We start from the raw sequence: 23,933 nt of genomic DNA, 5'->3' as shown, positions 1-23,933 counted from the left end.
CGGATCAGGACGGCGCGGGATCCCGGATCAGGACGGCGCGGGATCGCGTACCAGGATCCGGACCGCCCGGGCAGCGGCCACGGCCGCGACCAGCACCGCGCGCCGGGGCTCGGGGACGTCGAGCAGGCGCTCGGCGCGGAGGGCGGCGAGCGGGGCGAGCCGCCGGTCGGCGAGCACGGTGTCCACCGCCCGCCGGTCGCCGCCGCAGACCAGCGCACTCAGCGACGACGCCTCCGGCAGCAGCAGGCGTACGGCCAGGTCGGCGGCGTCGCCCAGCGCCGCCTTCGCCTGGTTGTCGCGGCGCCGGGCGAAGCGCTGCTGGGACCAGCCGCCGGCGGCGGTGCGGCCCTGCACGTATCGGGTGTCCACCTTGGAGACCACGAGCTCCTCCCCCGCCGCCACGCCGACGGCCACCGCGCCCTTGCGGGCCAGCAGCAGACCGATGCGGCGGGGCGTGAGCGCGGCGGCGGCGAACCCGGGCACGTCCGAGGCGGCTCGCGCGCCGGGCGGGGTGTGCAGCTCGGCGGTCGCGCCGTCCGGGGCGGCCAGCAGCAGGCCGTACGCCTGCTCGGCGGTGGTGGGCGGGCCGTGCCGGTCGGCGAAGCCGGCGACCCAGCGGGCGACCCGGCCCGGATCCACCTCGACCCATCGACCTCCGCCTACCGCCGGCCTGCCGACCACGACAACCTCCCGAATGACGTACGCCTGGTGAGCGGGACCGGGCGGGCCTGCGCCACTTGGGTGCCGACGACGGCACCGTCGTCAACCACGGAGCAACCGCCACGTCGCGAGTGCCGTGTCGGCCGCGCCGGCCGGGGCCCCCGCCGCCGTCCAGGTGGCGATGACGCCGGTCAGGGCGCCGGCGAGGTAGGCGGCGTGGACGTCCACCGGCACGTCGTCCGTGCCACGGGGACGGGACCGCGCCTCAAGGCTCCGCCGCAGTTCGGCGGCGAGCCGGTCCCGCAGGGTCGCCGCGAAGCGGGCGCTGCCGTGCGGTGACAGCATCCGACGGTAGAGGACCGCGTTGGCGGCGACCGTGTCGAAGAGGTCGCGCAGCGGCTGCGGCGGCTCGTCGCGCGGGGCGTCCAGCGGGCAGAGCGCCGCGGCGCGCGCCACCTGGGCGACCGCCTCCTCCATCGCGTCGGTGACGAGCGCGTCCAGGTCGGGAAAGTGGAGGTAGGTCGTCGCGCGGTTCACCCCGGCCCGCTTGGCCACCTCGGCGATCGTGATGTCGCCCAGCTCCCGCTCGGCGGCCAGGTCGAGGACGGCCGCCCGCAGCCTGGCCCGGGTCCGCCGGGCGCGGGGGTCGGAGGAGGTCACCCCGAGACTATACGACACCCGTGGTTTATGCGACAGGTGTCGTGTAACGTCTCCGGTCATGCGGATCGAGATCTGGGCGGACGTCGTCTGCCCGTGGGCGTACATCGGCAAGCGCCGGCTGGAGCGGGCGCTGGCCTCCTGGCAGGGCGACCCGGTCGAGGTCGTGTGGCGGCCCTACCGGATCGACCCCTCCGCCCCCACCCCCGGCGAGCCGCTGGCGGAGGTGCTGCGCGACCCGATGGTGGACGCCGCCCTGCGGGGATGCGCACCGGACCTCACGCCCGGCGAGAACCGGGAACGCGTCTCCCGCATCGCGCTCGCCGAGGGCCTCGGCCCGCGCTGGGGAGCCGGGTGGCGGTCCAGCAGCCACGACGCGCACCGCCTCATCGCCCTCGCCCACGAGGCAGGCGGTACGCGACTGCAGGACGCGGTGGCCGAGGAGGTCATGCGGGCGCACTTCGTCGACGCCCTGGACATCAGCCTCCCGGCCGTGCTGGACGAGGTGTCCCGCCGGGCGGGCTTCCCGGCGAGCGGCGGGCTGCTCGCCGACGGCGAAGGCGACACCGCCGTCCGGGAGCTCGTGCTGCGGGGCCGGGCCGCGGGGGTGGCGACCTCTCCGACTTTCGTCGTGAACGGCGCGGCGCTGCGAGGCGCACAGCCGCCGGAGGTGATCCACGACTTCCTGGTCGAGGCCGCCCGGCGCGCCCCTCGGCAACTCCCCGAGGAGGTCGAACGCTTCCGGCACGCCGAGGCGCTGCTGGACCTCGGTGACCCCCTCGGCGCCCTCACCCTGCTCGGACCCCTGCTCGACGCCCACGGCGACGATCGCGGCACCCGGCTGCTCGCCGCCCGGGCCTACTTCCACTCCGCCCAGCTCACCCGGGCGCTGCGAATCCTGGAGCCGCTGGCGGCGGAGACGCCGGACGACTCGTACGTGCAGTTGCTGCTGGGTCGGACCCTCCAGCGGCAGGGCGACAGCCCACGGGCCGCCGCCCACCTGCGCCTGGCGGCGGCGATGTCACCCGGCTACGCCGACTGACAGTGGACGGCAGCGGATCGGCGGCGGGCGTTCCGGCTGGAGGGATGCCCGCCACCTTCGCGGGGCCGCCACCCCGGCGGAGACCGCCACCCGGCGGAGAGGCCACCCGGCGGAGAGCGCTGGCGGAGACCGCTGGCGGAGACGCCACCCTGGCATCGGCTCTCCCCCGAGGAGGCTCGCCGACCTGGCCGGGGGCGCGTTGACACCCGGACCTCACCGTGGCAGCAGCATGGCTGCCGCCAGGGCCGCGATCAGGGCGCTGGAGACCAGCGCCGTGACCCGCCGGCCGCGCGGCCCGGTCAGCACCCGCCCGACGAGCGTGCCCCCGCCGGCGATCAGCAGCTGCCAACTGGCCGAGGCGGCGAAGGCGCCCGCCACGAAGAGCAGCGCGTCGGCCGCGCCCGGGTCCGCGCCGCCCTGCCGGCCGATGACGAGGGCGACGAAGTAGACCACCGTCGCCGGGTTCAGCAGGGTCAGGGCCAGCACGCCGGCGAAGGCCCGGGCCGGGGTGTCCAGGCCCCGGCGACTGCCGGCGGGAACTGCGGACGCGGCGCCCGGACGCAGGGTGCGCCAGGCGCCGTGGCCGGCGAGGACGAGCAGCACGACGGCGGCGGCCAACCGCAGCGGCCCGGCGACCGGGGCGATCAGCCCGGCGACCACGGTGCCGCCGAGAGCCGCCACCGCGGCGTAGAGCCCGTCGGCCGTCGCCACCCCGAACGCGGCGGCGGCGCCGACCCGGAACGACGTGCGGGCGGTGAGCCCGAGGATGAGCACCGCGATGGCGCCGACGGGTATCGCCACGCCGTAGCCGGCGAGCAGGCCGGCGAGGAAGGCCCCGCTCAAGACGGTCGAAGGCGCGCCGATGCGAACCCGGCTGCCGTGCGCTGTCGCCGCGCAACGACGGTCGCGACGACGGGGGCGGGCTTCACCAGGCAGGTCTCGGTCACCCCCAGATCCTGCTTCCCCACTCCACCTCCCGGCCACCGAAATCCCCACCCGACCGCCGCCGCGTCCCCTTCCCGGGCGCATGACGCCACAGCCGCAGGGCGACAGGGCGACAGGGCGACAGGGCGCCGATCTTGCATTTTCTGCCCGCGAGATGTCGAGAGCGTCCGGTTTGTCGGGGCAGGAAGTGCAAGATCGCGGGCGAGGAGGGCGGGGGCGCGCGGTGGTGGGAGCGCCAGGCGGGGCGGGCTACGGCGAGGGGCGCGCCGGGTAGTGAGCGCGTGGGCGGGGTGGACGTGCTGGGTGGGGGTGGACGTGCTGGGTGGGGGTGCGGCGCGGGCAGCGAGTGACGGGTTGGGCGGGGGCCAGCGGAATCACGGCTGGGAAACCATCCTGCGCGGCTCCGGGCCGCAGGACAGGGCTTCGGCCTCGTCGAGGGCGGCGACCCGCGGCCGGCCGTCGAGGACGGAGCCGAGGGGCGGAGCCCGACGAAGCCCCGACGGAGCCCGACGGAGCCCACGCGGAGCCCAACGGAGCCCGGCGAAGCCGACGGAGCCTGGCGAAGCCCACGCGGAGCCCGGCGGAGTTGAGGGGCGGACGGGTCGAGCGCGCCGCCCGGGTGGGCGACGCGCTCGACGGGGCCGGCGTGGGCCGGGTCAGACGTTGAAGCCGAGGGAGCGGAGCTGGTCGCGTCCCTCGTCGGTGATCTTGTCGGGGCCCCACGGCGGGAGCCACACCCAGTTGATCCGGATGTCGTCGACCAGGCCGCCGCCCGGGCCGGTGGTCAGCGCCTGCCGGGCCTGGTCCTCGATCACGTCGGTCAGCGGGCAGGCCGCCGAGGTCAGCGTCATGTCCAGGGTGGCGACGTTGTCGTCGCCGACGTGCACGCCGTACACCAGGCCGAGGTCGACCACGTTGATGCCCAGCTCGGGGTCGACGACGTCCTTCATCGCCTCCTCGATGTCGGCGACGGCGGCCTTGCCCCGGGCCGCCGGCGCGGCGTCCGTGGCCGGCGCGGCGTCCGTGCCCGGCGCGGCGGCGGCCGTCTGCGGCGTCGTCGTGCCCTCGACCGCCGGCGTCGCCGCGGTGGCGGTGTCCTCGCTACTCATGCCTTAACCTCCGAAGGGCTCACGCCCACGCCGGCGCGTGCCGCGGCGTCCTTGAACGCCATCCACGGCAGCAGCGCGCACTTGACCCGGGCGGGGTAGCGGGCGACGCCCGCGAACGCCACCCCGTCACCGAGCACGTCCTCGTCCGGCGCGACCTGGCCGCGGCCGGACATCAACTCGACGAACGCCTCGTGCACCCGGAACGCCTCGCCCGCGGCGCGCCCGACCAGCAGCTCGTGCAGCACGCTCGCCGACGCCTGGCTGATCGAGCAGCCCATGCCGTCGTACGAGACGTCGTGCAGCACCTCGCCGTCGGTGGCGACCCGGACGGTCACCTCGTCACCGCAGGTCGGGTTCACGTGGTGCGCCTCGGCCACCCGGTCCGCCGGGTCGCCCGCGTCCCGCAGGCCGCGGCCGTGCGGGTGCTTGTAGTGGTCCAGGATGATCTCCTGGTAAAGAGACTCAAGCTGCATCAGGCTGAACTCCCGTAAGCTCCGCGGGCTCCTGCGTCGCCGCTCACTCGAACACCTTCCGCACCCGCTCCAGGCCCGCCACCAGGGCGTCGATCTCCTCCGTGGTGGTGTAGAGGTAGAACGAGGCCCGCGTCATGGCCGGCACGCCGAACCGGGTGCACACCGGCCGGGCGCAGTGGTGGCCGACCCGCACCTGCACGCCGAGGGAGTCGAGCACCTGCCCCACGTCGTGCGGGTGGATGTCGCCGAGGGCGAACGAGATGGTGCCGCCCCGGCCCACCGGCACTGTCGGCCCGAAGATCCGCAGGCCGCGCACCGAGCCGAGCGCGTCCAGCGCGTACGCCGTCAACTCCTTCTCGTGCCACTGGATGGCGCGCATCCCGATGCCGCTGAGGTAGTCGACGGCGGCACCCAGCGCGACGGCCTCGGCGATCGGCGGGGTGCCCGCCTCGAACCGGGCCGGCGGCGCGGCGAACGTGGAGCCGGCCATGGACACCGTCTCGATCATCGAGCCGCCGCCGAACACCGGCGGCATCGCCGCCAGCAGCTCGGCCCGACCCCAGAGCACCCCGATGCCGGTCGGGCCGCACATCTTGTGACCGGTGAAGACGATGAAGTCGGCGTCGTAGTCGACCACGTCCATCGGCATGTGCGGCACCGACTGGGAGCAGTCGAGCAGCAGCAGCGCTCCCACCTGCCGGACCCGCTCGGTGATCCGCGAGGTGGCGTTGACGGTGCCGAGGATGTTGGACATGTGCACCAGCGAGACGATCTTCGTCCGCTCGGTGACCAGGTCCTCCAGCCCGGACTCGTCCAGGCGCCCGTGGTCGGTGACGGGGAACCAGCGCAGCGTCGCGCCGGTGCGCTCGGCCAGCAGCTGCCACGGGACGATGTTCGAGTGGTGCTCCATCTCGGAGATCACGATCTCGTCGCCGGGGCCGAGCCGGAAGCGGGGGTCGGCGTCGGGCCGCAGCGAGGAATTGGAGAACGCGTACGCCACGATGTTGATCGCCTCGGTGGAGTTCTTGGTGAACACCACCTCGTCCGCGCTCGGCGCGTTGATGAACGCCGCGACCTTCGCCCGCGCGCCCTCGTACGCCTCGGTGGCCTCCGTGCCCAGCGTGTGCACCGAGCGGGACACGTTGGCGTTGTGCGCGGCGTAGTGCTCGGCGAGCACGTCGAGCACCTGCCGCGGCTTGTGCGAGGTGTTGGCGCTGTCGAGATAGACCAGCCGGTGCCCGTTGACCTCCCGGTCGAGGATCGGGAAGTCGGCGCGCACCTTGGCCACGTCGTAACGCGGCACGTCGTCGTACTGCGGCATCCCGGGCGGGATCGCGATGGTGGTCACCTCAGCTGGTCCTTACCCTCAGGCCCGCGCCGAACCGGCCCCGGCGACGTACCGCTCGTAGCCCTCTTCCTCGAGCTTGTCGGCCAGCTCCCGGCCGCCCTGCTCGACGATCCGGCCGGCGACGAAGACGTGCACGAAGTCCGGCTTGATGTAGCGCAGGATCCGGGTGTAGTGGGTGATCAGCAGCAGGCCGGTGTCGCCGGTGTCGCGGACCCGGTTGACGCCCTCGCTGACCACGCGCAGCGCGTCGACGTCGAGGCCGGAGTCGGTCTCGTCGAGGATGGCCATCTTCGGCTTGAGCAGCTCGAGCTGCACGATCTCGTGCCGCTTCTTCTCGCCGCCGGAGAAGCCCTCGTTGACGTTGCGCTGGGCGAACGCCGGGTCCATCTGGAGGCGCTCCATGGCGCCGCGCAGCTCGCCGCCCCAGGTGCGCAGCTTCGGCGCCTCGCCGTCGATGGCGGTCTTGGCGGTACGCAGGAAGTTCGCCACGGACACGCCGGGCACCTCGACCGGGTACTGCATGGCCAGGAAGAGGCCGGCGCGGGCCCGCTCGTCGACGGACATGGCCAGCACGTCCTCGCCGTCGAGGGTCACCGAGCCGCCGGTGATCTCGTACTTGGGGTGGCCGGCGATCGAGTAGGCCAGGGTCGACTTGCCGGACCCGTTCGGGCCCATGATCGCGTGGGTCTCCCCCGACCTCACCGTCAGGTCTACCCCGGCGAGGATCGGCTTGAGCTCACCCTCGGGCAGCTTGACCGACACCTTCAGGTCGCGGATCTCCAGGGTGCTCATTATCGGGTCACTCCATTGCTCGGCGTGAGGCTGACGTAGATGTCACCGTCGCGGACTTCGACGGGATAGACGGGAACGGGTTCGGTGGCGGGCAGCCCGGTCGGCTCGCCGGTCCTCAGGTCGAAACGGGATCCGTGCAGCCAGCATTCCAGCGTGCAGCCGGACACCTCCCCCTCGGAGAGGGCGACCGCGGCGTGCGAGCACTCGTCGTGGACGGCGTAGAAGTTGTCGTCCTCGCCGTGCACGACCGCGATCTGGGTGCCGTCGACGTCGGCGCTGATCGCGGTGCCCTTCGGCACGTCCTCGGTCGAACAGATCTTGATCATCAGGCGCCGGCCTTGGCCAGTCGGGCCTCGATGGCGTCGCCGAGCCGCTCGCGCAGCTCCTCGACCGGGATCTTGTTGATCAGCTCGGCGAAGAAGCCGCGCACCACCAGGCGGCGCGCCTCGGCCTCCGGGATGCCCCGGGCCATCAGGTAGAACAGCTGCTCGTCGTCGAAGCGGCCGGTCGCGCTCGCGTGGCCGGCGCCGGCGATCTCGCCGGTCTCGATCTCCAGGTTGGGTACGGAGTCGGCCCGCGCGCCGTCGGTCAGCAGCAGGTTCCGGTTGATCTCGTACGTGTCGGTGCCGGTCGCCTCGGCGCGGATCAGCACGTCGCCCACCCAGACGGTACGCGCGCTCTCGCCCTGCAGGGCGCCCCGGTAGCCGACGTGGCTGCGGCAGTCCGGCACGCTGTGGTCGACCAGCTGGCGGTGCTCCAGGTGCTGCCCGGAGTCGGCGAAGTAGAGGCCGTACAGTTCGGCCTCGCCGCCCCGGTCCGTGTACTCCACCGAGGTGTACTGCCGGACCAGGTCCCCGCCGAGGGTGACCTGGACGTGCACCACCCTGGCGTCGCGGCCCAGCCGCACCTTGAGGTGCTGGGCCTGCACCGCGTCGGCCGCCCAGTCCGCGACGGTGACCAGCGTCAGCTTCGCCCCGTCGGCCACGCTCACCTCGACGTTGTCGGCCAGCGTCGCCGACCCGGCGTGCTCCAGCACCAGGGTCGCCTCGGCGAAGCGGTCGACCTCGACGAAGGTGTGCCCGAAGGCGAGGCCGTCCGCGCCGTCGCCGACCACCCGCAGGGCCACCGGCTCGGCGACCACCGCGTCCCGGGCGATCTGCACCAGCAGCGCCTGGTCGGCGCCGCCGTACGCCAGCGCGCTGACCCGGTCGACCGGGGTGAGCACGCTGCCCACCCGCGGATCGTCCTTCCCGATCCGGGAGACGGCCACGCCCTCGGGCAGGTCGCCGTGCTCGTGGCGGACCGTGCCGGTGGCGGCCTGCGCCCCGCCGACCAGGCCACGCAGGCGCTTCAGCGGGGTGAACCGCCAATCCTCCTCCAGGCCGGTGAGGGCCGGGAAGTCGGCGACGTCGTACGAGCGGAGCGCCTGCGACTTGGTGCTGGGCGGCGCGGAAGCCTGGGTAGTCATTTCTTCCTTGGTCTGTTCTGCGATTGGTCGGAGGGTCGGACGGGCTGCTCACGACGCGGCGCGACGGGCTCGGGCCGCGCGAGGGCCGGTGGCGTCAGCCGACCGCGCCCTCCATCTGCAGCTCGATCAGCCGGTTGAGCTCCAGGGCGTACTCCATCGGGAGCTCCTTGGCGATCGGCTCGATGAAGCCGCGCACGATCATCGCCATCGCCTCGTCCTCGCTCAGGCCCCGGCTCATCAGGTAGAAGAGCTGGTCCTCGCTGACCTTGGAGACGGTGGCCTCGTGCCCCATCGACACGTCGTCCTCGCGGATGTCGACGTACGGGTAGGTGTCGGAGCGGGAGATCGTGTCGACCAGCAGCGCGTCGCACTTGACCGTGCTGCGGCTGTTGGTCGAGCCCTCCAGCACCTGCACCAGACCCCGGTACGACGTCCGGCCGCCACCGCGGGCGATCGACTTCGAGACGATGGTGGAGGAGGTGTGCGGCGCGGCGTGCACCATCTTGGCGCCGGCGTCCTGGTGCTGGCCCTCGCCGGCCATGGCCACCGAGAGCACCTCGCCCTTGGCGTGCTCGCCGGTCATGTAGACCGCCGGGTACTTCATGGTGACCTTGGAGCCGATGTTGCCGTCGATCCACTCCATGGTCGCGCCCTCGTGGCACACGGCCCGCTTGGTGACCAGGTTGTAGACGTTGTTCGACCAGTTCTGGATGGTCGTGTAACGGCACCGGGCGTTCTTCTTGACGATGATCTCCACGACGGCGCTGTGCAGCGAGTCGGAGGAGTAGATGGGCGCGGTGCAGCCCTCGACGTAGTGCACGTACGCGCCCTCGTCGACGATGATCAGCGTCCGCTCGAACTGGCCCATGTTCTCCGTGTTGATCCGGAAGTAGGCCTGCAGCGGGATCTCCACGTGCACGCCCTTCGGCACGTAGATGAACGAGCCACCGGACCAGACGGAGGTGTTCAGCGCGGCGAACTTGTTGTCGCCGACCGGGATGACGGTGCCGAAGTACTCCTTGAACAGGTCCTCGTGCTCCTTGAGGGCGGTGTCGGTGTCGAGGAAGACGACGCCCTGCTCCTCCAGGTCCTCACGGATCTTGTGGTAGACGACCTCGGACTCGTACTGCGCCGCGACGCCCGCGATCAGCCGCTGCTTCTCCGCCTCGGGGATGCCCAGCTTGTCGTAGGTGTTCTTGATGTCCTCGGGCAGGTCCTCCCAGCTGGTGGCCTGCTTCTCGGTGGACCGGACGAAGTACTTGATGTTGTCGAAGTCGATCCCGGTGAGGTCGGCGCCCCACGCCGGCATGGGCTTGCGGTCGAACAGCCGCAGGCCCTTCAGCCGCAGGTCGAGCATCCAGGCGGGCTCGTTCTTCTTGGCCGAGATGTCCCGCACCACCGCCTCGTTGAGGCCGCGCTGGGCGACCGCCCCGGCGACGTCGGGGTCGGCCCAGCCGTACTCGTAGCGACCCAGGGCGGCGAGCTGCTCTTCCTGGGTCAGGGGCTGGACGATCTGCTCGGTCATCTATCTGTCCTCACAGTGGTGACGGTGTTACCGGACATGCGCGGCTGGGTGGGGATGTGCGTGGTGCACACCCCGTCGCCGTGCGCGATGGTGGCCAGGCGCTGCACGTGGGTGCCGACCAGGCGGGAGATCACCGCGGTCTCGGCCTCGCACAGCTGGGGGAACTCGGCGGCCACGTGCGCCACCGGGCAGTGGTGCTGACACAGCTGGCCGCCGGAGGCGATCGTGGACGCGTTGGCAGCGTAGCCCTCGGCGGTCAGTGCCCCCGCGAGCGCCTCGGCCCGCGCCAGGGGCTCGTCGCCGGCGTCCTCCATGGCGGCCCGGCAGCGGGCCTCCAGGGCGGCCACCTGGTCGGCGGCGAACGCCTCGACCGCCTCGGAGCCGCCGTTGCGGGCGATCCAGCGCAGCGCGGCGGTGGCCATGTTGTCGTAGTGGTGGGTGCCGCACCGGCCCCGCGCGGCGTCGGTCAGCAGGAACACCTTCGCCGGCCGGCCGCGACCCCGGTGGCCGCGCACCGTCTGCTCGCGGGCGACCACGTCACCGTCGGCGAGCATCGCGTCGAGGTGCCGGCGGATGGCGGCGGGGCTGAGCCCGAGCGCCGAACCGAGCTGCGCGGCGGTGGTGGCCCCCCGCTCCAGCAGCAGCCGGGTGACCCGGTCGCGGGTGGAGAGGTCGCCGGCGGACGCGGACTGACCGGCGGCCGGGGCGGCCGCCGGCTGGTGCCCGGAGAGCGCCGCCGCGTTTTTCACAACGCCCACGTTACGTAATTCGCCGGAGGGCCGCAAACCCGGGTCCCGGTGATCCCAACCACCGCGCCGGCGGAGTCACCCGATCGCGCTCCACTACGGTGCGTAGGATTTGCGCCGTGAAGCGATCCGTCCGGTTCCCGGTCTCCACCGCCCTGCTGCGCCGCCTCGCGCTCGCCTCGATCATCGCGAACGTCGGCATCGTCGTCACCGGCGGGGCCGTCCGGCTCACCGAGTCCGGTCTCGGCTGCCCCACCTGGCCCAGGTGCACCGACGAGTCGTACGTGGCGACCGCCGAGATGGGCATCAACGGCGCGATCGAGTTCGGCAACCGCCTCCTCGCCTTCGTCGTCGGGGGCATCGCATTGGCCGTGCTGGTGGCGGTGCTGCTGCAACGCCCCCGCCGCCGGGAGCTGGTCCCGCTGGCGGTCGCCGTGCTCTTCGGCATCCCCGCCCAGGCGATCATCGGCGGCATCACCGTGCTCACCGACCTCAACCCGTGGGTGGTCGGCCTGCACTTCCTCGCCTCGATGGCGGTCATCGCCGCCGCGTACGCCCTGTGGCGGCGGATCAAGGACCCGGCCGGCCCGGCGGCGCCCGTCGTCCCGGCCCCGCTGCGGACCCTGGCCCTGCTCACCACCGTGGTCAGCGCGGCCGTGCTGGTGATCGGCACCTGGGTGACCGGCAGCGGCCCGCACGCGGGCGACCACGGCTCCGCCCGCAACGGCCTCGCTCCGGAGACGATCGCCCAGGTGCACGCCGACAGCGTCTTCCTGCTGATCGGCCTGTCGGTGGCGCTGGTGTTCGCGTTCCGCGCGGTCGGCGCACGGCGGGCCGCCCGGGCGGCGCTGGTGCTGGTCGCCGTCGAGCTGGGACAGGGCCTGATCGGCTTCGTGCAGTACTTCACCAACCTGCCGGCCGTGCTGGTGGGCGCGCACATGCTCGGCTCCTGCCTGGTGCTGCTCGCCACACTCTCGGTCCAGTGGTCCACCCGCGAGCGCCGCGCCGTCGCGCCGACCCCGGAGCCCACCCCCACCACCGAGGACGCCGTCCCGGTGCCCGCCTGACGGGCACCCGGGCGGTCAGCGGGCCGTGGCGCTCAGGCGGGTCAGGACGGCGTCGGCCAGGCGGTCGGCGGCGCCGTCGGCGTGCCCGAGGAACAGCGACGGCTCGGTGAGCTCCAGCTCGACCAGGACGGGCGCGCCGTCCGGGCCCGGGATCAGGTCCACCCGGGCGTAGAGCAGCCGTCGCGCCCCGCCGGGCACCGCCGCCAGGGCCAGCTCCGCGACCGCCAACTGCTCCGCCGTGGCGGTGCGGGCGGTGATCTCCTCGGGCTTGTAGAGCTCCTCGACGCCGAGGTCCGGGCCGGTCAGCATCGGCCCCTTGCGGATGGCGTGGCTGAACGTCGGGCCCGCCGGCCCGGCGAGGAACAGCAGCGCCGTCTCCCCGGCCGTGTCGACCGCGTCGAGGTACGGCTGCACCATGGTCAGCCGGCCGGCGTCCGACAGCCGTCGCACGTGCGCCGCGGCCAGTTCCCGGTGCTCCGGGTCGGCGAGGTCGTAGCGGCCGGTGTCCTGGCTGCCGGCGCTGACCGCCGGCTTGACGACGTACTCGCCCCGCTCGGCGGGCGGCTGCCAGGTCTCGCCCGGCGCGACCCAGGAGGTCGGCACGGTCGGCACCCCGGCCGCCGACAGCTCGCCCAGGTAGCGCTTGTCGGTGTTCCAGCGGACCACGTCGGCCGGGTTGGCCAGGGCGGGCACGGTCGACGCCCAGGCGACGAACTCGTCGCGGCGCAGCGCGTAGTCCCAGGGCGAGCGGAGCACCGTCAGGTCGTACGCCGACCAGTCGGCCGCCGGATCGTCCCAGACCACCGGCTCGGCGGTCACCCCGCGCTCGGTCAGCGAGGCGAGCAGCAGGCGGTCGTCCGGGTCGAGGTCGGGCAGTTCGGCACAGGTGACGAGGGCGACCCGGGGTTCCCCCCGGGTCGACTGGTGGTGGTCGGTCAATTTATGTCAACGGGCCATCGAGCGCCGGGCCATCGACCGCCAGAGGTCGTTGCTCGGACGCATCTGGTCCATCAGTTCACGCTCCCAGGCGTTCTCGACGGTGACTCCCGCCTTCGCGCAGGCCTCCCGCGCGACGACGGTGTCGTCGGCGAACTGGTCGCCCCACACCCCGTCCTCACCCACGAGGACGATGCGTGCGCCACGCTTGCCGACGTACTCGATGACCGCCTTCGCCCCGCCGTGCCCGGCGGCGAACGACTTGATGCCCGCGACCAGGCCCTGGGGGGCCTGCCCGGCGGTCTGTTCGGCCGTCAGCGTCGTATCGGAACCATCTGCCATGACGCGAAGCGTAAGCAGACATCCACCCGGGCGGGCGAGAACCATGAACCTTTTGTGATGCCAATTACCTGGAGGTTTAAGGAAGACCACAGGCGAGATGGGCCGTTTTATCCGGACTGATCGGGTCAAATCGCCGGCCCGAACCGGTGCCACCCGGCACATGGCCCACCTCTCGGACCGATGGCGAAGGTGTCGTCGATGTGACGAGAAACCCGGACAAGGCATACACGATGATGATTTGCCGGGACGTCGACCGACGCGGCGACCGGCGACCGGACAGGGACGGCGGCCGGGGGCGCGACGGCGAGGGACGACGACGGGTGGGCCCGGCGGCGAGGGACGGCGACCCGCGGCGCGGACGGAGCGCGGAGCCGGCCGATGGCGCGGGGAACGGTTCCGCAGCGGTCCCCGGGGCCGGCGCCGAGGCCGGCCACCAACCCCCCGGGGAGGGTGGATCGGAGGGGGAACGGCCGGACCGCCGGCCGGTCGCCACCCGGATCAGATCAGCGCGTCGAGCGCGACGGCCGCGAAGAGGATGGTCAGGTAGGTCGTGGACCAGTGGAACAGCCGCATCGGCTTCACGGCCTGGCCGCGCACGGCCCGGCGGGCGAGCCGGTGCGCCTCCACCAGGAAGATGGCGCCGACCACCACGGCGGGCACGCCGTAGATCAGGCTCATGCCCAGCGGCCACACGGCCAGCGAGGACGCCACGGTCAGCCACGCGAAGCCGATGATCTCGGCGTTCACCCGCCGGGTGGAGGCGACCACCGGCAGCATCGGGATGTTGGCGCGGGCGTAGTCGTCCTTGTACTTCATCGCCAGCGGGTAGAAGTGCGGCATCTGCCAGAAGAAGACCACCGCGAAGAGCGCCCACGCGGCCGGCGCCAGCGAGCCGGTCACCGCCGCCCAGCCGATCAGCACCGGCGCCGCCCCGCAGGCGCCGCCCCAGAACGTGTTCGCCGTCGTGGTGCGCTTGAGCCAGAGGGTGTAGACGACGTCGTAGTAGACGATCGCGGCCAGGGTGAGCCCGGCGGCCAGCAGGTTGGTGAACGCGACCATCAGCGCGACCGACACCGTGGCCAGCACCAGACCGAAGATCAGCGCGTTGCGCGGCGTCACGGTGTGCGCCGGCAGCGGGCGGCGCTTGGTGCGCCGCATCAACTGGTCGATGTCCCGGTCGATGTAGCAGTTGATGACGCTGGCCGCGCCGGCGGCGAGCGAGCCGCCGACCAGCACCACGGCCATCAGCCACAGCGAGGGCAGGCCGCCGTCGGCGAGCATCATCGCCGGCACGGTGGTGACGAGGAGCAGCTCGACGATCCGCGGCTTGGTCAGCGTCACGTACGCCGAGATCACCGCGCGGACGTCCCGCCGGCCGACCGCCGGCGCCTCCGCCGCCTTGCGCACCGGCTGACCGGCAGGGTTGCTGACGGGGCGCTCGGTGATCATGCTCACGGATTGCCACCTTCCGGCGTCGGCAGGGGAGGTCGGGTCGGTCGGACCCGGCTCGGGCCACACACCGCACCACAGACTACGCGCTGTCGTTTTGGCTGCCCGGGCGACCCGACAACGGTGCGGGCCGTCACACCGCCGGGGCGAACCACCGATCCTCCCGGACACGCACAGACCAGCATGCGGAGATCCCCGGGCGGACGTTTAGGACCGCTCGATAGGGTCATCACTGAGGGTTCCGCCCATCTGCCGAGGAGCACAACCATCGTGGCTGCCAATCGACCCGAGCACCCCGCACTCAACTGGTCCGACCTCGACCGCCGGGCCGTCGACACCGTCCGCGTGCTGGCCATGGACGCCGTGGAGAAATCCGGCAACGGCCACCCGGGCACCGCGATGAGCCTCGCGCCCGCGGCCTACCTCCTCTTCAACCGGGTCATGCGGCACAACCCGGCCGACCCGAACTGGCCCGGCCGGGACCGGTTCGTGCTCTCCGCGGGCCACTCCAGCCTCACCCTCTACATCCAGCTCTTCCTCTCCGGCTACCCGCTGGCCCTGGAGGACCTCAAGTCCCTGCGGCAGTGGGGCTCGCTCACCCCCGGCCACCCCGAGCACGGGCACACCCCCGGCGTGGAGACCACCACCGGGCCGCTCGGCCAGGGCATCGGCAACGCGGTCGGCATGGCGATGGCGGCCCGCCGCGAGCGCGGCCTGTTCGACCCGGAGGCGGAGCCGGGCACGTCGGTCTTCGACCACGACATCTGGTGCATCGCCTCCGACGGCGACATCGAGGAGGGCATCAGCCACGAGGCCAGTGCCCTCGCCGGCCACCAGCAGCTGGGCAACCTCTGCGTGATCTACGACGACAACGAGATCTCGATCGAGGACGACACCCGGATCGCCATGAGCGAGGACGTCGCGGCCCGCTACGAGGCGTACGGCTGGCACGTGCAGACCGTCGACTGGCGCACCGGCGACGCCGACCAGGGCGACTACCACGAGGACGTGGAGGCCCTGCACCGGGCGCTGCTGGCGGCGAAGGCCGAGACCGGCCGTCCCTCCTTCATCTCGCTGCGCACCATCATCGGCTGGCCCGCGCCCAACAAGAAGAACACCGGCAAGATCCACGGGTCCGCGCTCGGCGCCGACGAGGTGGCCGCCACCAAGCAGATCCTCGGCTTCGACCCGGCGCAGTCCTTCGAGGTCGACGAGGAGGTGCTGGGGCACGCCCGCCAGGTGATGGAGCGCGGCGCCCGCGCCCAGCAGGAGTGGACCACGGCGTTCGACGCCTGGTCGAAGGCGAACCCGGAGCGCAGGTCGCTCTACGACCGGACGGCCCGCCGGGTGCTGCCCCAGGGCTGGGCCGACGCGCTGCCGGAGTTCCCGGCCGACGCCAAGGGCATCGCCACCCGCGCCGCCTCCGGCAAGGTCCTGGAGGCGCTCGCGCCGGTGCTGCCGGAGCTGTGGGGCGGCTCGGCCGACCTGGCCGAGAGCAACAACACCACGATGAAGGGCGAGCCGTCGTTCGTCCCGGCCGCCCACGCCACCAAGGACTTCCCCGGCCACGAGTACGGCCGGACGCTGCACTTCGGCATCCGCGAGCACGCCATGGGCGCGATCCTCAACGGCATCGCCCTGCACGGCGGCACCCGCCCCTACGGCGGCACGTTCCTGGTGTTCAGCGACTACATGCGCCCGTCCGTCCGGCTCGCCGCGCTGATGAAGCTGCCGGTGATCTACGTCTGGACGCACGACTCGATCGGCCTCGGCGAGGACGGCCCGACCCACCAGCCGGTGGAGCACCTGACCGCGCTGCGGGCCATCCCGGGCCTGGACGTGGTCCGCCCGGCCGACGCCAACGAGACCGCCTGGGCCTGGCGGCAGGCCCTGGAGCACACCGACCGGCCGACCGCGCTGGCGCTGAGCCGCCAGGCGCTGCCGACCTTCGACCGGTCGGAGCTGGCCGGCGCCGAGGGCGTGGCGAAGGGCGGCTACGTGCTGGCCGAGGCCTCCACCGGCAAGCCGCAGGTGATCCTCGTCGGCACCGGTTCGGAGGTGCAGCTCTGCCTGACCGCGAGGGAGCGGCTGGAGGCCGACGGCACCCCCACCCGGGTGGTCTCCATGCCCTGCCAGGAGTGGTTCTACGAGCAGGACGAGGCCTACCGGGAGTCGGTGCTCCCGCGCGGGGTAAAGGCACGGGTGAGCGTGGAGGCGGGCATCGCCATGTCCTGGCGCGGCGTCGTCGGCGACCTCGGCGAGAGCGTCAGCCTGGAGCACTACGGCGCCAGCGCCCCGCACACCGTGCTGTTCGAGCAGTTCGGGTTCACCCCCGACCGGATCGTGGCCGCCGCACACGCGGCGATGACCCGGGTGGGCGACATCACCGGTTTCACGACCGGCAACTGAGGGGAGCGTGGACGGCATGACGGACAGGCTGAGCGAACTCACCGCCGCGGGCGTGGCGGTCTGGCTCGACGATCTTTCCCGGGTGCGACTGAGCTCAGGCGGGCTGGACCAGCTCCGCCGGGAGAAGCACGTGGCCGGGGTGACCACCAACCCGACGATCTTCGCGAAGGCGCTGAGCGACGCCGACGAGTACGACTGGCAGCTGCGCGACCTCGCCACCCGAGGGGTGGAGGTCGAGGAGGCCGTGCGGATGCTCACCACCTACGACGTGCGGTGGGCGTGCGACGTGATGCGCCCGTCGTACGAGGGCAGCGCGGGCGTCGACGGCCGGGTCTCCATCGAGGTGGACCCGCGGCTGGCCCACGAGACCGACAAGACCGTCGCCGAGGCCAAGGCGCTGTGGTGGCTGGTCGACCGCCCCAACCTCTTCATCAAGATCCCGGCCACCGAGGCGGGCCTGCCGGCCATCACCGCCACCCTGGCGGAGGGGATCAGCGTCAACGTCACGCTGATCTTCGGGCTGGACCGCTACTCGCAGGTGATGGAGGCGTTCCTGGCCGGCCTGGAGCAGGCGAAGGCCAACGGCCACGACCTGAGCAAGATCGGCTCGGTCGCGTCGTTCTTCGTCTCCCGCGTCGACAGCGAGGTCGACAAGAGGCTGGAGAAGCTCGGCTCCGCCGAGGCCAAGGCGCTGCGCGGCAAGGCCGCCGTCGCCAACGCCAAGCTGGCGTACGAGCGCTACGGCGAGGTCTTCTCCTCCGGCCGGTGGCAGGCCCTCGCCGACGCCGGCGCGCACCCGCAGCGGCCGCTGTGGGCGTCGACCTCCACCAAGAACCCGGACTACCGCGACGTCATCTACGTCGAGGAGCTGATCGCCCCCGGCACCGTCAACACGATGCCGGAGCCGGTCGTCCACGCGTACGCCGACCACGGCGAGACCCGCGGCGACACCATCACCGGCTCGTACGACGAGGCCCGCCAGGTGTTCGCGGGCCTGGAGTCGGTCGGCGTCGACATGGCCGACGTCATCGCCACCCTGGAGCGCGAGGGCGTGGAGAAGTTCGAGGCGAGCTGGCAGGAGCTGCTCGACGGCGTCCGCAAGTCGCTGGCCGCCGCCGGCAGGGGCACCGGCCACCCGGGCAGCGCCGCGAAGGGCAACGCCCAGGCCGCGCAACAGGCGGGAGGCAACGCGTGAGCGAGCGCAGCGAGCGAACCATCAGGCTCAGCGGTGCGGCGCCTCGCGCCGCCGCCGAGCGGAGCGAGGTGGCGGCGTGAGTGACCTGCTCAACGGGCCGGTCGAGGCGGCCGCCGGGCTCGCCGTGCACGGCGCCGACACGGTCGACAGGTCGGCCCCCGCCTCGACCCGGGACGCCCTGGTCTCCGCCGGCGTCCCGGGCCGGCTGGCCGAGAAGGACCCGACCCTGTGGGGCCCGGGCGCCGAGGCCGAGGCGAAGATCCGCCTCGGCTGGGTGGACACCCACCGGCGCAGCCGCGAGCTGCTCCCCCAGCTCGCCGAGCTGAAGGCCGAGCTGGCCGACCTGGACCACGTGGTGCTCGCCGGCATGGGCGGCTCGTCGCTGGCCCCCGAGGTCATCGCGCGCACCCTCGGCAAGCAGCTGACCGTGCTCGACACCACCGACCCGGGGCAGGTCCGGGCGGCGCTGGCCGACCGGCTGGAGCGCACCGTGGTCGTGGTGGCCAGCAAGTCCGGCTCGACGGTGGAGACCGACAGCCACCGCCGGGCCTACTGGCAGGCGTTCCTGGACGCCGGGATGACCGAGGCGGAGGCCGGCCGGCACTTCGTCATCGTCACCGACCCGGGCTCGCCGCTGGAGCGGACCGCCGCCGAGATGGGCGCCTTCACGGTGCTGGCCGACCCGAACGTGGGCGGTCGCTACTCCGCGCTGACCGCGTTCGGGCTGGTCCCGTCGGCGCTGGCCGGCGTCGAGGTGGCGGAGCTGCTCGACGAGGCCGACGCGCTGTCCCGGTCGCTGGGTGGCGACCGGGACAATCCGGGCCTGGCGCTGGGCGCCGCCCTCGGCGCGGCGGCCACCATGGGGCGCGACAAGGTCGCCCTGGTCTCCGACGGCACCGGCATCGACGGCCTCGGCGACTGGGCCGAGCAGCTCATCGCCGAGTCCACCGGCAAGTCCGGGGTCGGCATCCTGCCGGTCGTCGTGGAGTCTCCGCAGAGCCCCGGCGCCACCGGCGACGACGTGCTCACCGTGACCTACGGCGGGGCGCTGGCCACCGGGACCGTCCCGGGCGGCGGCGTCGGCGCCGACGTGGCGGTCAACGGCCCGCTCGGCGCGCAGTTCCTGACCTGGGAGTACGCCACGGCGATCGCCGGCGCGGTGCTGGGCATCGACCCGTTCAACCAGCCCAACGTCACCGAGTCCAAGGAGAACACCAACAAGATCCTCGCCTCCGGGCCGCCGGCGGAGACGCCGTCGTTCACGGAGGGCGCGATCGAGGTGTACGCGCCGCAGGGCGCCCCGGGCGACCTGGCGGGTGTGCTCCGCTGGTTGGTCGACGGGCTGGGCGGCGACGGCTACCTCGCGGTGATGGCCTACCTCGACCGGTTCGCCGACGCCGACGCGGCCCGGCTGCGGCCGCTGCTGGCCGGGGCGGCCGGGCGGCCGGTCACCTTCGGCTGGGGGCCGCGGTTCCTGCACTCCACCGGCCAGTACCACAAGGGCGGTCCGCAGGTCGGCAGCTACCTCCAGCTCACCGGCGCGGTCACCGACGACCTGCCGGTGCCGGGCCGGCCGTACACCTTCGGGGAGCTGCAGGCGGCGCAGGCCGCCGGCGACCGGCAGGCCCTGGCGGAGCGGCAGCGCCCGGTGGTGCGGCTGCACCTGACCGACCGGTCCGTGGGCGTGGCCCAGCTGCTGGACGCGACCGGGGCGTTGCGGGCGTGACGATGAGGACCGTGGACGACGCGGAGCGAGGAGGCGGCGTGAACCCGCTGCGCGACCCGCAGGACCGCCGGCTGCCCAGGATTCCGGAGTCGTGCGCCCTGGTGATCTTCGGCGTCACCGGCGACCTGGCCCGCAAGAAGCTCCTGCCGGCGGTGTACGACCTGGCGAACCGGGGGCTGCTGCCCCCGGGCTTCGTCGTGCTCGGCTTCGCCCGCCGCGACTGGGGCGACGGCGACTTCGAGTCGCTGGCCCACGAGGCCGCCAAGAAGCATGCCCGCACCCCCTGGCGGGAGGAGGTGTGGGCGCGGCTGGTCGGCAACATCAAGTTCGTCGGTGGCTCGTTCGACGACGACGCCGCGTTCGACCAGCTCGCCACCACCCTCGACGAGCTGCGCCAGACCCACGGCATCCCGGGCAACGCCGCCTTCTACTTCTCCATCCCCCCGGCGGCGTTCCCCGTGGTGCTCAAGCAGCTGGCGCGCACCGGAATGGCCGACAACGCCAAGTCCGGCGGCTGGCGTCGGGTGGTGGTGGAGAAGCCGTTCGGGCACGACCTGCCCTCGGCGAAGGCGCTCAACGACCTGGTCGACGACGTCTTCACCCGCAAGGACGTCTTCCGCATCGACCACTACCTGGGCAAGGAGACGGTCCAGAACATCCTCGCCCTGCGGTTCGCCAACAACCTGTTCGAGCCGCTGTGGAACTCCAAGTACGTCGACTCGGTGCAGATCACCATGGCCGAGGACGTCGGCATCGGCACCCGCGCCGGCTTCTACGACTCGGCCGGCGCGGCCCGCGACGTGCTCCAGAACCACCTGCTCCAGTTGCTGGCGCTGGTGGCGATGGAGGAGCCGACGAGCTTCGACGCGGACGAGATCCGCACCGAGAAGCTCAAGGTGCTCCGGGCGATCACCCTGCCGAAGGACATCGCGGAGGGCACCGTCCGCGGCCAGTACCTGCCCGGCTGGGTGGGCGGCCAGCGCGCCGTCGGCTACCTGGAGGAGGAGGGCGTCCCGGCGGACTCGACCACCGAGACGTACGTGGCGGTCCGGCTCGGCATCCAGAACCGCCGCTGGGCGGAGGTGCCGTTCTACATCCGGGCCGGCAAGCGGCTGCCGCGCCGGGTCACCGAGGTCGCCATCATGTTCAAGAAGGCGCCGCACCTGCCGTTCAACGCCGCCGACATGGAGTCGCTGGGCAACAACCAGCTCGTCATCCGGGTGCAGCCGGACGAGGGGGTGGTGCTGAAGTTCGGCTCCAAGGTGCCCGGCACCACCATGGAGGTCCGCGACATCGCGATGGACTTCCAGTACGGCGAGGCGTTCACCGAGTCCAGCCCCGAGGCGTACGAGCGGCTCGTGCTTGACGTGCTCATCGGCGACCGCACCCTGTTCCCGGACGCCGCCGAGGTCGAGCAGAGCTGGCAGGTGGTGGATCCGCTGGAGCACGCGTGGGCGGGCACCAGGCCGGAGCCGTACCGGGCCGGCGAGTGGGGCCCCCGGGCCGCCGACGAGATGCTGGCCCGCGAGGGCCGGGCGTGGCGGCGAGCGTGAGCGCGAGGAGTGAGCCGGTTCTGCGAGCCCCGCAGTCGCAGACGAAGGCAGGCGCGGTGAGCATGCCCAGCGAGTCAACCAGGAGGCTCCAGTGATCGGCCTGTGGGACACCACCGGCAACGAGGTGGTCAAGGCGCTCGCCGCCGAGCGGCGCAGCGCCGGCGGGGTGGCCAGCGGCATGGCGCTCACCCTGATCGTGGTGGTGGACGAGAAGCGGGTCCGCGAGGCGGAGGCGGCGGCGACCATAGCGGCCGCCGCCCACCCCTGCCGGCTGGTGGTGGTGGTCCGCGCCGACGTCGAGCGGGAACGCAACCGGCTGGACGCGGAGATCGTCGTCGGCGGTCGCCTCGGCCCGTGCGAGGCTGTCGTCACCCGGATGTACGGGCGGTTGGCCCTGCACGCCGAGTCGGTGGTGATGCCGCTGCTGGTGCCCGACGTGCCGGTCGTGACGTGGTGGCACGGTGAGCCGCCGGCCGAGATCGCCACGGACTTCCTCGGCGTGGTGGCCGACCGGCGGATCACCGACTCCGCGCAGGCCGCCGACCCGATCGAGGCGCTGCGCCAGCGGGCCCGGGACTACGCCCCGGGCGACACCGACCTGGCGTGGACCCGGATCACCCCGTGGCGCACCCTGGTGGCCGGGGCGTTCGACACCACCCAGGCCCGGGTGACCGAGGCGACGGTGGTCGCCCCGGCCTCCGACCCCACGGCGGCGCTGATGCGGGGCTGGCTGGCCGCCCGCCTCGGCATCGAGCCGGTGTGGCAGCGCACCGACGAGTTCCCCCGGATGCGGGAGGTGCAGCTGCGCTGCGCCAACGGCGACGAGCTGACCCTCACCCGGGAGGACAGCGTGGCGACGTTCCGGCGTACCGGCCAGGACGACCGGCAGCTGCCGCTCGTCCGCCGGCCCCTCGGCGACGAACTGGCCGAGGAGCTTCGCCGCCTCGACGCCGACCAGGTGTACGCGGAGGCGCTCGGCGCGGCGGCGGGCCTGAGCGGCCTGGATCAGCGGCCGGCGCAGCGGGTGCACGTCTGGAAGGACCCGGCCACCGCCCAGCGGGCCGAGGCGGGGGTGACCGCGCACGCGGGAACGAGCGCCGAGCACTGAGCGCCCGACTGCCGGGCGCACGAGCGAAACACCGACCGCGCGGCGGCCGGAGAAACGAAGGCACAGGGAATGAGTGAGGCGAGTGTCGCCGTCCACGCCGACGCCGACCTGCTGGCGCAGGCTGTCGCTGCCCGGCTGGTGGTGAAGCTGCTCGACGCGCAGGCCGAACGGGGCCAGGCGTCGGTCGTGCTGACCGGCGGGCGGATCGCCGCGGCGGTCCACCGGGCGGTGGCGGCGCTGCCGGCGCGGGACGCGGTGGACTGGTCCCGGGTGGACGTCTGGTGGGGCGACGAGCGGTTCCTGCCCGCCGGCGACCCGGACCGCAACGAGACGCAGGCCCGGGCGGCCCTGCTGGACGCGGTCCCGCTGGACCCGGCCCGGGTCCACCCGATGCCGGCCTCCGACGGTCCGGCCGGCCCCGACCCGGAGGAGGCGGCCGCCCGGTACGCCGAGGAACTCGCCCGCGCGGCACGCCCCGGCCACGCCGCCCTCCCCCACTTCGACGTGCTGATGCTGGGCGTCGGCGAGGACGGGCACGTGGCGTCGGTGTTCCCGGAGCACCCCGTGCACCACGACAACCGGCCGGTCAGCGCCGTCCGGGGCAGCCCGAAGCCTCCGCCGGTGCGGACCACCCTGACCCTCCCGGCGATCAACACCGCCGAGGAGGTCTGGCTGGTCGCCAGCGGCGCCGACAAGTCCCGGGCCGTCGGCATGGCGCTGGCCGGGGCGGGGCCGGTGCAGCTGCCGGCGGCCGGGGTGCAGGGCACGGGGCGCACCCTCTGGCTGCTGGACCGGGCTGCGGCCGCCGACGTGCCGGCCCGCCTGCGCAGCCTGCGCTGACCGGGTGAGGGGCCCCTCGTGGACGCCGTGCGTCCAGGAGGGGCCCGTCCTCGCACGCGGGGACGGGCCCGACGAGGCGCCCCTCCTCACACCGGCGGGCGGCCCCGGCGGCGGCGCAGGTCGGCGAGGGCCTCGGCGAGGATGGCCGCGCCCTCCTCGGCGGTGCGCCGCTCCTTCACGTACGCCAGGTGGGTCTTGTAGGGCTCCAGCCGGGCCCGTCCCGGCGGGTTCCCCGCGTCCTGGCCGGCGGGCAGGCCGCAGCGCGGGCAGTCCCACACCTGCGGGGCCTCGGCCTCCGCGGCGATCCGGATCTCGGTGCGGTGGTCGTTGCGACACCAGTAGGTGACCGCCCGGCACGGGGCCGGCTGGTAGCGCTCGGCGTGACGCTCGCGGGCGGACCCGACGCGGGTGCCCCGGATGACGTTGCCACTCGGCACGGCTGCTCGCTCCTGTCGTCGGAGGGGTACCGCCGCGGAGGGGGCGGCGGGCGACGCGGTGCAGCGGGTGAAACGGACTGCGCGCGGCCCGTCAGTGACGGACCGC

General features: G+C 73.3%; 23 protein-coding genes. 8 read left to right on the top strand and 15 right to left on the bottom strand.

The window, feature by feature from the left end; translation table 11 throughout:
* Window positions 1-27: 27 nt before the first annotated feature.
* Both GA0070606_RS25710 and GA0070606_RS25705 read right to left on the bottom strand, forming a co-directional pair.
* The gene (locus GA0070606_RS25710; protein ID WP_091105245.1) at window positions 28-681 is read right to left on the bottom strand and encodes an acVLRF1 family peptidyl-tRNA hydrolase; all 654 of its coding nucleotides are present in this window, start codon (window positions 679-681) and stop codon (window positions 28-30) included.
* 81 nt (window positions 682-762) lie between these two features.
* Window positions 763-1,320: a TetR/AcrR family transcriptional regulator gene (locus GA0070606_RS25705; RefSeq protein WP_091105241.1), complete on the bottom strand. Its 558-nt coding sequence runs from the start codon at window positions 1,318-1,320 to the stop codon at window positions 763-765.
* Between the two features lie 58 nt (window positions 1,321-1,378).
* On the opposite strand from GA0070606_RS25705, the gene GA0070606_RS25700 reads away from it, so the two are divergent.
* Complete coding sequence (locus tag GA0070606_RS25700) at window positions 1,379-2,359, top strand: DsbA family oxidoreductase (protein WP_091105238.1); 981 nt, start codon at window positions 1,379-1,381, stop codon at window positions 2,357-2,359.
* Between the two features lie 213 nt (window positions 2,360-2,572).
* On the opposite strand, the gene GA0070606_RS25695 is transcribed toward GA0070606_RS25700, so the two are convergent.
* The 9 genes from GA0070606_RS25695 to GA0070606_RS25655 form a co-directional block, all read right to left on the bottom strand.
* Complete coding sequence (locus GA0070606_RS25695) at window positions 2,573-3,202, bottom strand: LysE family transporter (protein ID WP_245724805.1); 630 nt, start codon at window positions 3,200-3,202, stop codon at window positions 2,573-2,575.
* A gap of 758 nt (window positions 3,203-3,960) precedes the next feature.
* Window positions 3,961-4,413, bottom strand: coding sequence for a metal-sulfur cluster assembly factor (locus GA0070606_RS25690; protein ID WP_091105233.1), 453 nt, complete (start codon window positions 4,411-4,413; stop codon window positions 3,961-3,963).
* Window positions 4,410-4,886: a Fe-S cluster assembly sulfur transfer protein SufU gene (gene sufU, locus GA0070606_RS25685; protein WP_091105230.1), complete on the bottom strand. Its 477-nt coding sequence runs from the start codon at window positions 4,884-4,886 to the stop codon at window positions 4,410-4,412. Before sufU ends, GA0070606_RS25690 begins: the two co-directional genes overlap by 4 nt.
* 43 nt (window positions 4,887-4,929) lie before the next feature.
* Entirely contained in the window at window positions 4,930-6,234 is a 1,305-nt protein-coding gene (locus GA0070606_RS25680; RefSeq protein WP_091105227.1) for a cysteine desulfurase, read from the bottom strand.
* A gap of 18 nt (window positions 6,235-6,252) precedes the next feature.
* Entirely contained in the window at window positions 6,253-7,026 is a 774-nt protein-coding gene (gene sufC, locus GA0070606_RS25675) for a Fe-S cluster assembly ATPase SufC (RefSeq protein ID WP_091105224.1), read from the bottom strand.
* Window positions 7,026-7,352: a non-heme iron oxygenase ferredoxin subunit gene (locus GA0070606_RS25670; protein WP_091105221.1), complete on the bottom strand. Its 327-nt coding sequence runs from the start codon at window positions 7,350-7,352 to the stop codon at window positions 7,026-7,028. Before GA0070606_RS25670 ends, sufC begins: the two co-directional genes overlap by 1 nt.
* Complete coding sequence (gene sufD, locus GA0070606_RS25665) at window positions 7,352-8,494, bottom strand: Fe-S cluster assembly protein SufD (protein WP_091105219.1); 1,143 nt, start codon at window positions 8,492-8,494, stop codon at window positions 7,352-7,354. The genes GA0070606_RS25670 and sufD overlap by 1 nt, the downstream gene beginning before the upstream one ends.
* Before the next feature lie 94 nt (window positions 8,495-8,588).
* Window positions 8,589-10,019 (bottom strand): Fe-S cluster assembly protein SufB, encoded by a 1,431-nt coding sequence (gene sufB, locus GA0070606_RS25660; protein ID WP_091105216.1) that lies wholly within the window; start codon window positions 10,017-10,019, stop codon window positions 8,589-8,591.
* Window positions 10,016-10,768 carry a helix-turn-helix transcriptional regulator gene (locus GA0070606_RS25655; RefSeq protein WP_091105213.1) on the bottom strand — a complete coding sequence of 251 codons (753 nt, stop codon included), beginning with the start codon at window positions 10,766-10,768 and terminating at the stop codon, window positions 10,016-10,018. Before GA0070606_RS25655 ends, sufB begins: the two co-directional genes overlap by 4 nt.
* A 98-nt stretch (window positions 10,769-10,866) precedes the next feature.
* On the opposite strand from GA0070606_RS25655, the gene GA0070606_RS25650 reads away from it, so the two are divergent.
* Window positions 10,867-11,832 (top strand): COX15/CtaA family protein, encoded by a 966-nt coding sequence (locus tag GA0070606_RS25650; RefSeq protein ID WP_176737415.1) that lies wholly within the window; start codon window positions 10,867-10,869, stop codon window positions 11,830-11,832.
* A gap of 15 nt (window positions 11,833-11,847) precedes the next feature.
* Here GA0070606_RS25650 and GA0070606_RS25645 read toward each other — a convergent pair whose 3' ends face one another.
* From GA0070606_RS25645 to GA0070606_RS25635, 3 genes are all read right to left on the bottom strand, one after another.
* The gene (locus tag GA0070606_RS25645; RefSeq protein ID WP_091105208.1) at window positions 11,848-12,771 is read right to left on the bottom strand and encodes an ATP-grasp domain-containing protein; all 924 of its coding nucleotides are present in this window, start codon (window positions 12,769-12,771) and stop codon (window positions 11,848-11,850) included.
* A gap of 6 nt (window positions 12,772-12,777) precedes the next feature.
* A complete protein-coding gene (locus GA0070606_RS25640; RefSeq protein ID WP_091105206.1) occupies window positions 12,778-13,110 on the bottom strand; it encodes a hypothetical protein in 333 nt (110 codons plus the stop codon).
* Between the two features lie 498 nt (window positions 13,111-13,608).
* Window positions 13,609-14,565, bottom strand: a complete 957-nt coding sequence (locus tag GA0070606_RS25635) for a heme o synthase (protein WP_091105203.1) — start codon at window positions 14,563-14,565, stop codon at window positions 13,609-13,611.
* 264 nt (window positions 14,566-14,829) lie between these two features.
* Between GA0070606_RS25635 and tkt the strand changes: the two genes are divergently transcribed.
* From tkt to pgl, 6 genes are all read left to right on the top strand, one after another.
* Complete coding sequence (tkt, locus tag GA0070606_RS25630) at window positions 14,830-16,968, top strand: transketolase (protein WP_091105200.1); 2,139 nt, start codon at window positions 14,830-14,832, stop codon at window positions 16,966-16,968.
* Window positions 16,969-16,984: 16 nt separating this feature from the next.
* Complete coding sequence (gene tal / locus GA0070606_RS25625; RefSeq protein ID WP_091108189.1) at window positions 16,985-18,163, top strand: transaldolase; 1,179 nt, start codon at window positions 16,985-16,987, stop codon at window positions 18,161-18,163.
* Window positions 18,164-18,239: 76 nt separating this feature from the next.
* Window positions 18,240-19,889 carry a glucose-6-phosphate isomerase gene (locus tag GA0070606_RS25620; RefSeq protein ID WP_091105197.1) on the top strand — a complete coding sequence of 550 codons (1,650 nt, stop codon included), beginning with the start codon at window positions 18,240-18,242 and terminating at the stop codon, window positions 19,887-19,889.
* Between the two features lie 2 nt (window positions 19,890-19,891).
* Window positions 19,892-21,442 carry a glucose-6-phosphate dehydrogenase gene (gene zwf / locus GA0070606_RS25615; RefSeq protein WP_091105195.1) on the top strand — a complete coding sequence of 517 codons (1,551 nt, stop codon included), beginning with the start codon at window positions 19,892-19,894 and terminating at the stop codon, window positions 21,440-21,442.
* A 91-nt stretch (window positions 21,443-21,533) separates the two neighbouring features.
* Window positions 21,534-22,550, top strand: a complete 1,017-nt coding sequence (locus GA0070606_RS25610; protein ID WP_091105192.1) for a glucose-6-phosphate dehydrogenase assembly protein OpcA — start codon at window positions 21,534-21,536, stop codon at window positions 22,548-22,550.
* Window positions 22,551-22,619: 69 nt separating this feature from the next.
* Window positions 22,620-23,390 (top strand): 6-phosphogluconolactonase, encoded by a 771-nt coding sequence (gene pgl, locus GA0070606_RS25605; RefSeq protein WP_091105189.1) that lies wholly within the window; start codon window positions 22,620-22,622, stop codon window positions 23,388-23,390.
* An 86-nt stretch (window positions 23,391-23,476) separates the two neighbouring features.
* On the opposite strand, the gene GA0070606_RS25600 is transcribed toward pgl, so the two are convergent.
* Window positions 23,477-23,827, bottom strand: coding sequence for an RNA polymerase-binding protein RbpA (locus GA0070606_RS25600; RefSeq protein ID WP_091105186.1), 351 nt, complete (start codon window positions 23,825-23,827; stop codon window positions 23,477-23,479).
* Window positions 23,828-23,933 lie beyond the last annotated feature (106 nt).

This window comes from Micromonospora citrea, from assembly GCF_900090315.1.
In the GTDB taxonomy this organism is placed as follows: domain Bacteria; phylum Actinomycetota; class Actinomycetes; order Mycobacteriales; family Micromonosporaceae; genus Micromonospora; species Micromonospora citrea.
This window is presented reverse-complemented; position numbering and strand designations above follow the sequence as displayed.

What these genes read in the sequence shown, in the direction of transcription:
- GA0070606_RS25700 (WP_091105238.1), top strand. Translation starts at nt 1,379, where the DNA reads ATGCGGATCGAGATCTGGGCGGACGTCGTCTGCCCGTGGGCGTACATC.
- GA0070606_RS25690 (WP_091105233.1), bottom strand. Translation starts at nt 4,413, where the DNA reads ATGAGTAGCGAGGACACCGCCACCGCGGCGACGCCGGCGGTCGAGGGC.
- sufU (WP_091105230.1), bottom strand. Translation starts at nt 4,886, where the DNA reads ATGCAGCTTGAGTCTCTTTACCAGGAGATCATCCTGGACCACTACAAG.
- sufC (WP_091105224.1), bottom strand. Translation starts at nt 7,026, where the DNA reads ATGAGCACCCTGGAGATCCGCGACCTGAAGGTGTCGGTCAAGCTGCCC.
- GA0070606_RS25670 (WP_091105221.1), bottom strand. Translation starts at nt 7,352, where the DNA reads ATGATCAAGATCTGTTCGACCGAGGACGTGCCGAAGGGCACCGCGATC.
- sufD (WP_091105219.1), bottom strand. Translation starts at nt 8,494, where the DNA reads ATGACTACCCAGGCTTCCGCGCCGCCCAGCACCAAGTCGCAGGCGCTC.
- sufB (WP_091105216.1), bottom strand. Translation starts at nt 10,019, where the DNA reads ATGACCGAGCAGATCGTCCAGCCCCTGACCCAGGAAGAGCAGCTCGCC.
- GA0070606_RS25640 (WP_091105206.1), bottom strand. Translation starts at nt 13,110, where the DNA reads ATGGCAGATGGTTCCGATACGACGCTGACGGCCGAACAGACCGCCGGG.
- tal (WP_091108189.1), top strand. Translation starts at nt 16,985, where the DNA reads ATGACGGACAGGCTGAGCGAACTCACCGCCGCGGGCGTGGCGGTCTGG.
- zwf (WP_091105195.1), top strand. Translation starts at nt 19,892, where the DNA reads ATGAGGACCGTGGACGACGCGGAGCGAGGAGGCGGCGTGAACCCGCTG.
- pgl (WP_091105189.1), top strand. Translation starts at nt 22,620, where the DNA reads ATGAGTGAGGCGAGTGTCGCCGTCCACGCCGACGCCGACCTGCTGGCG.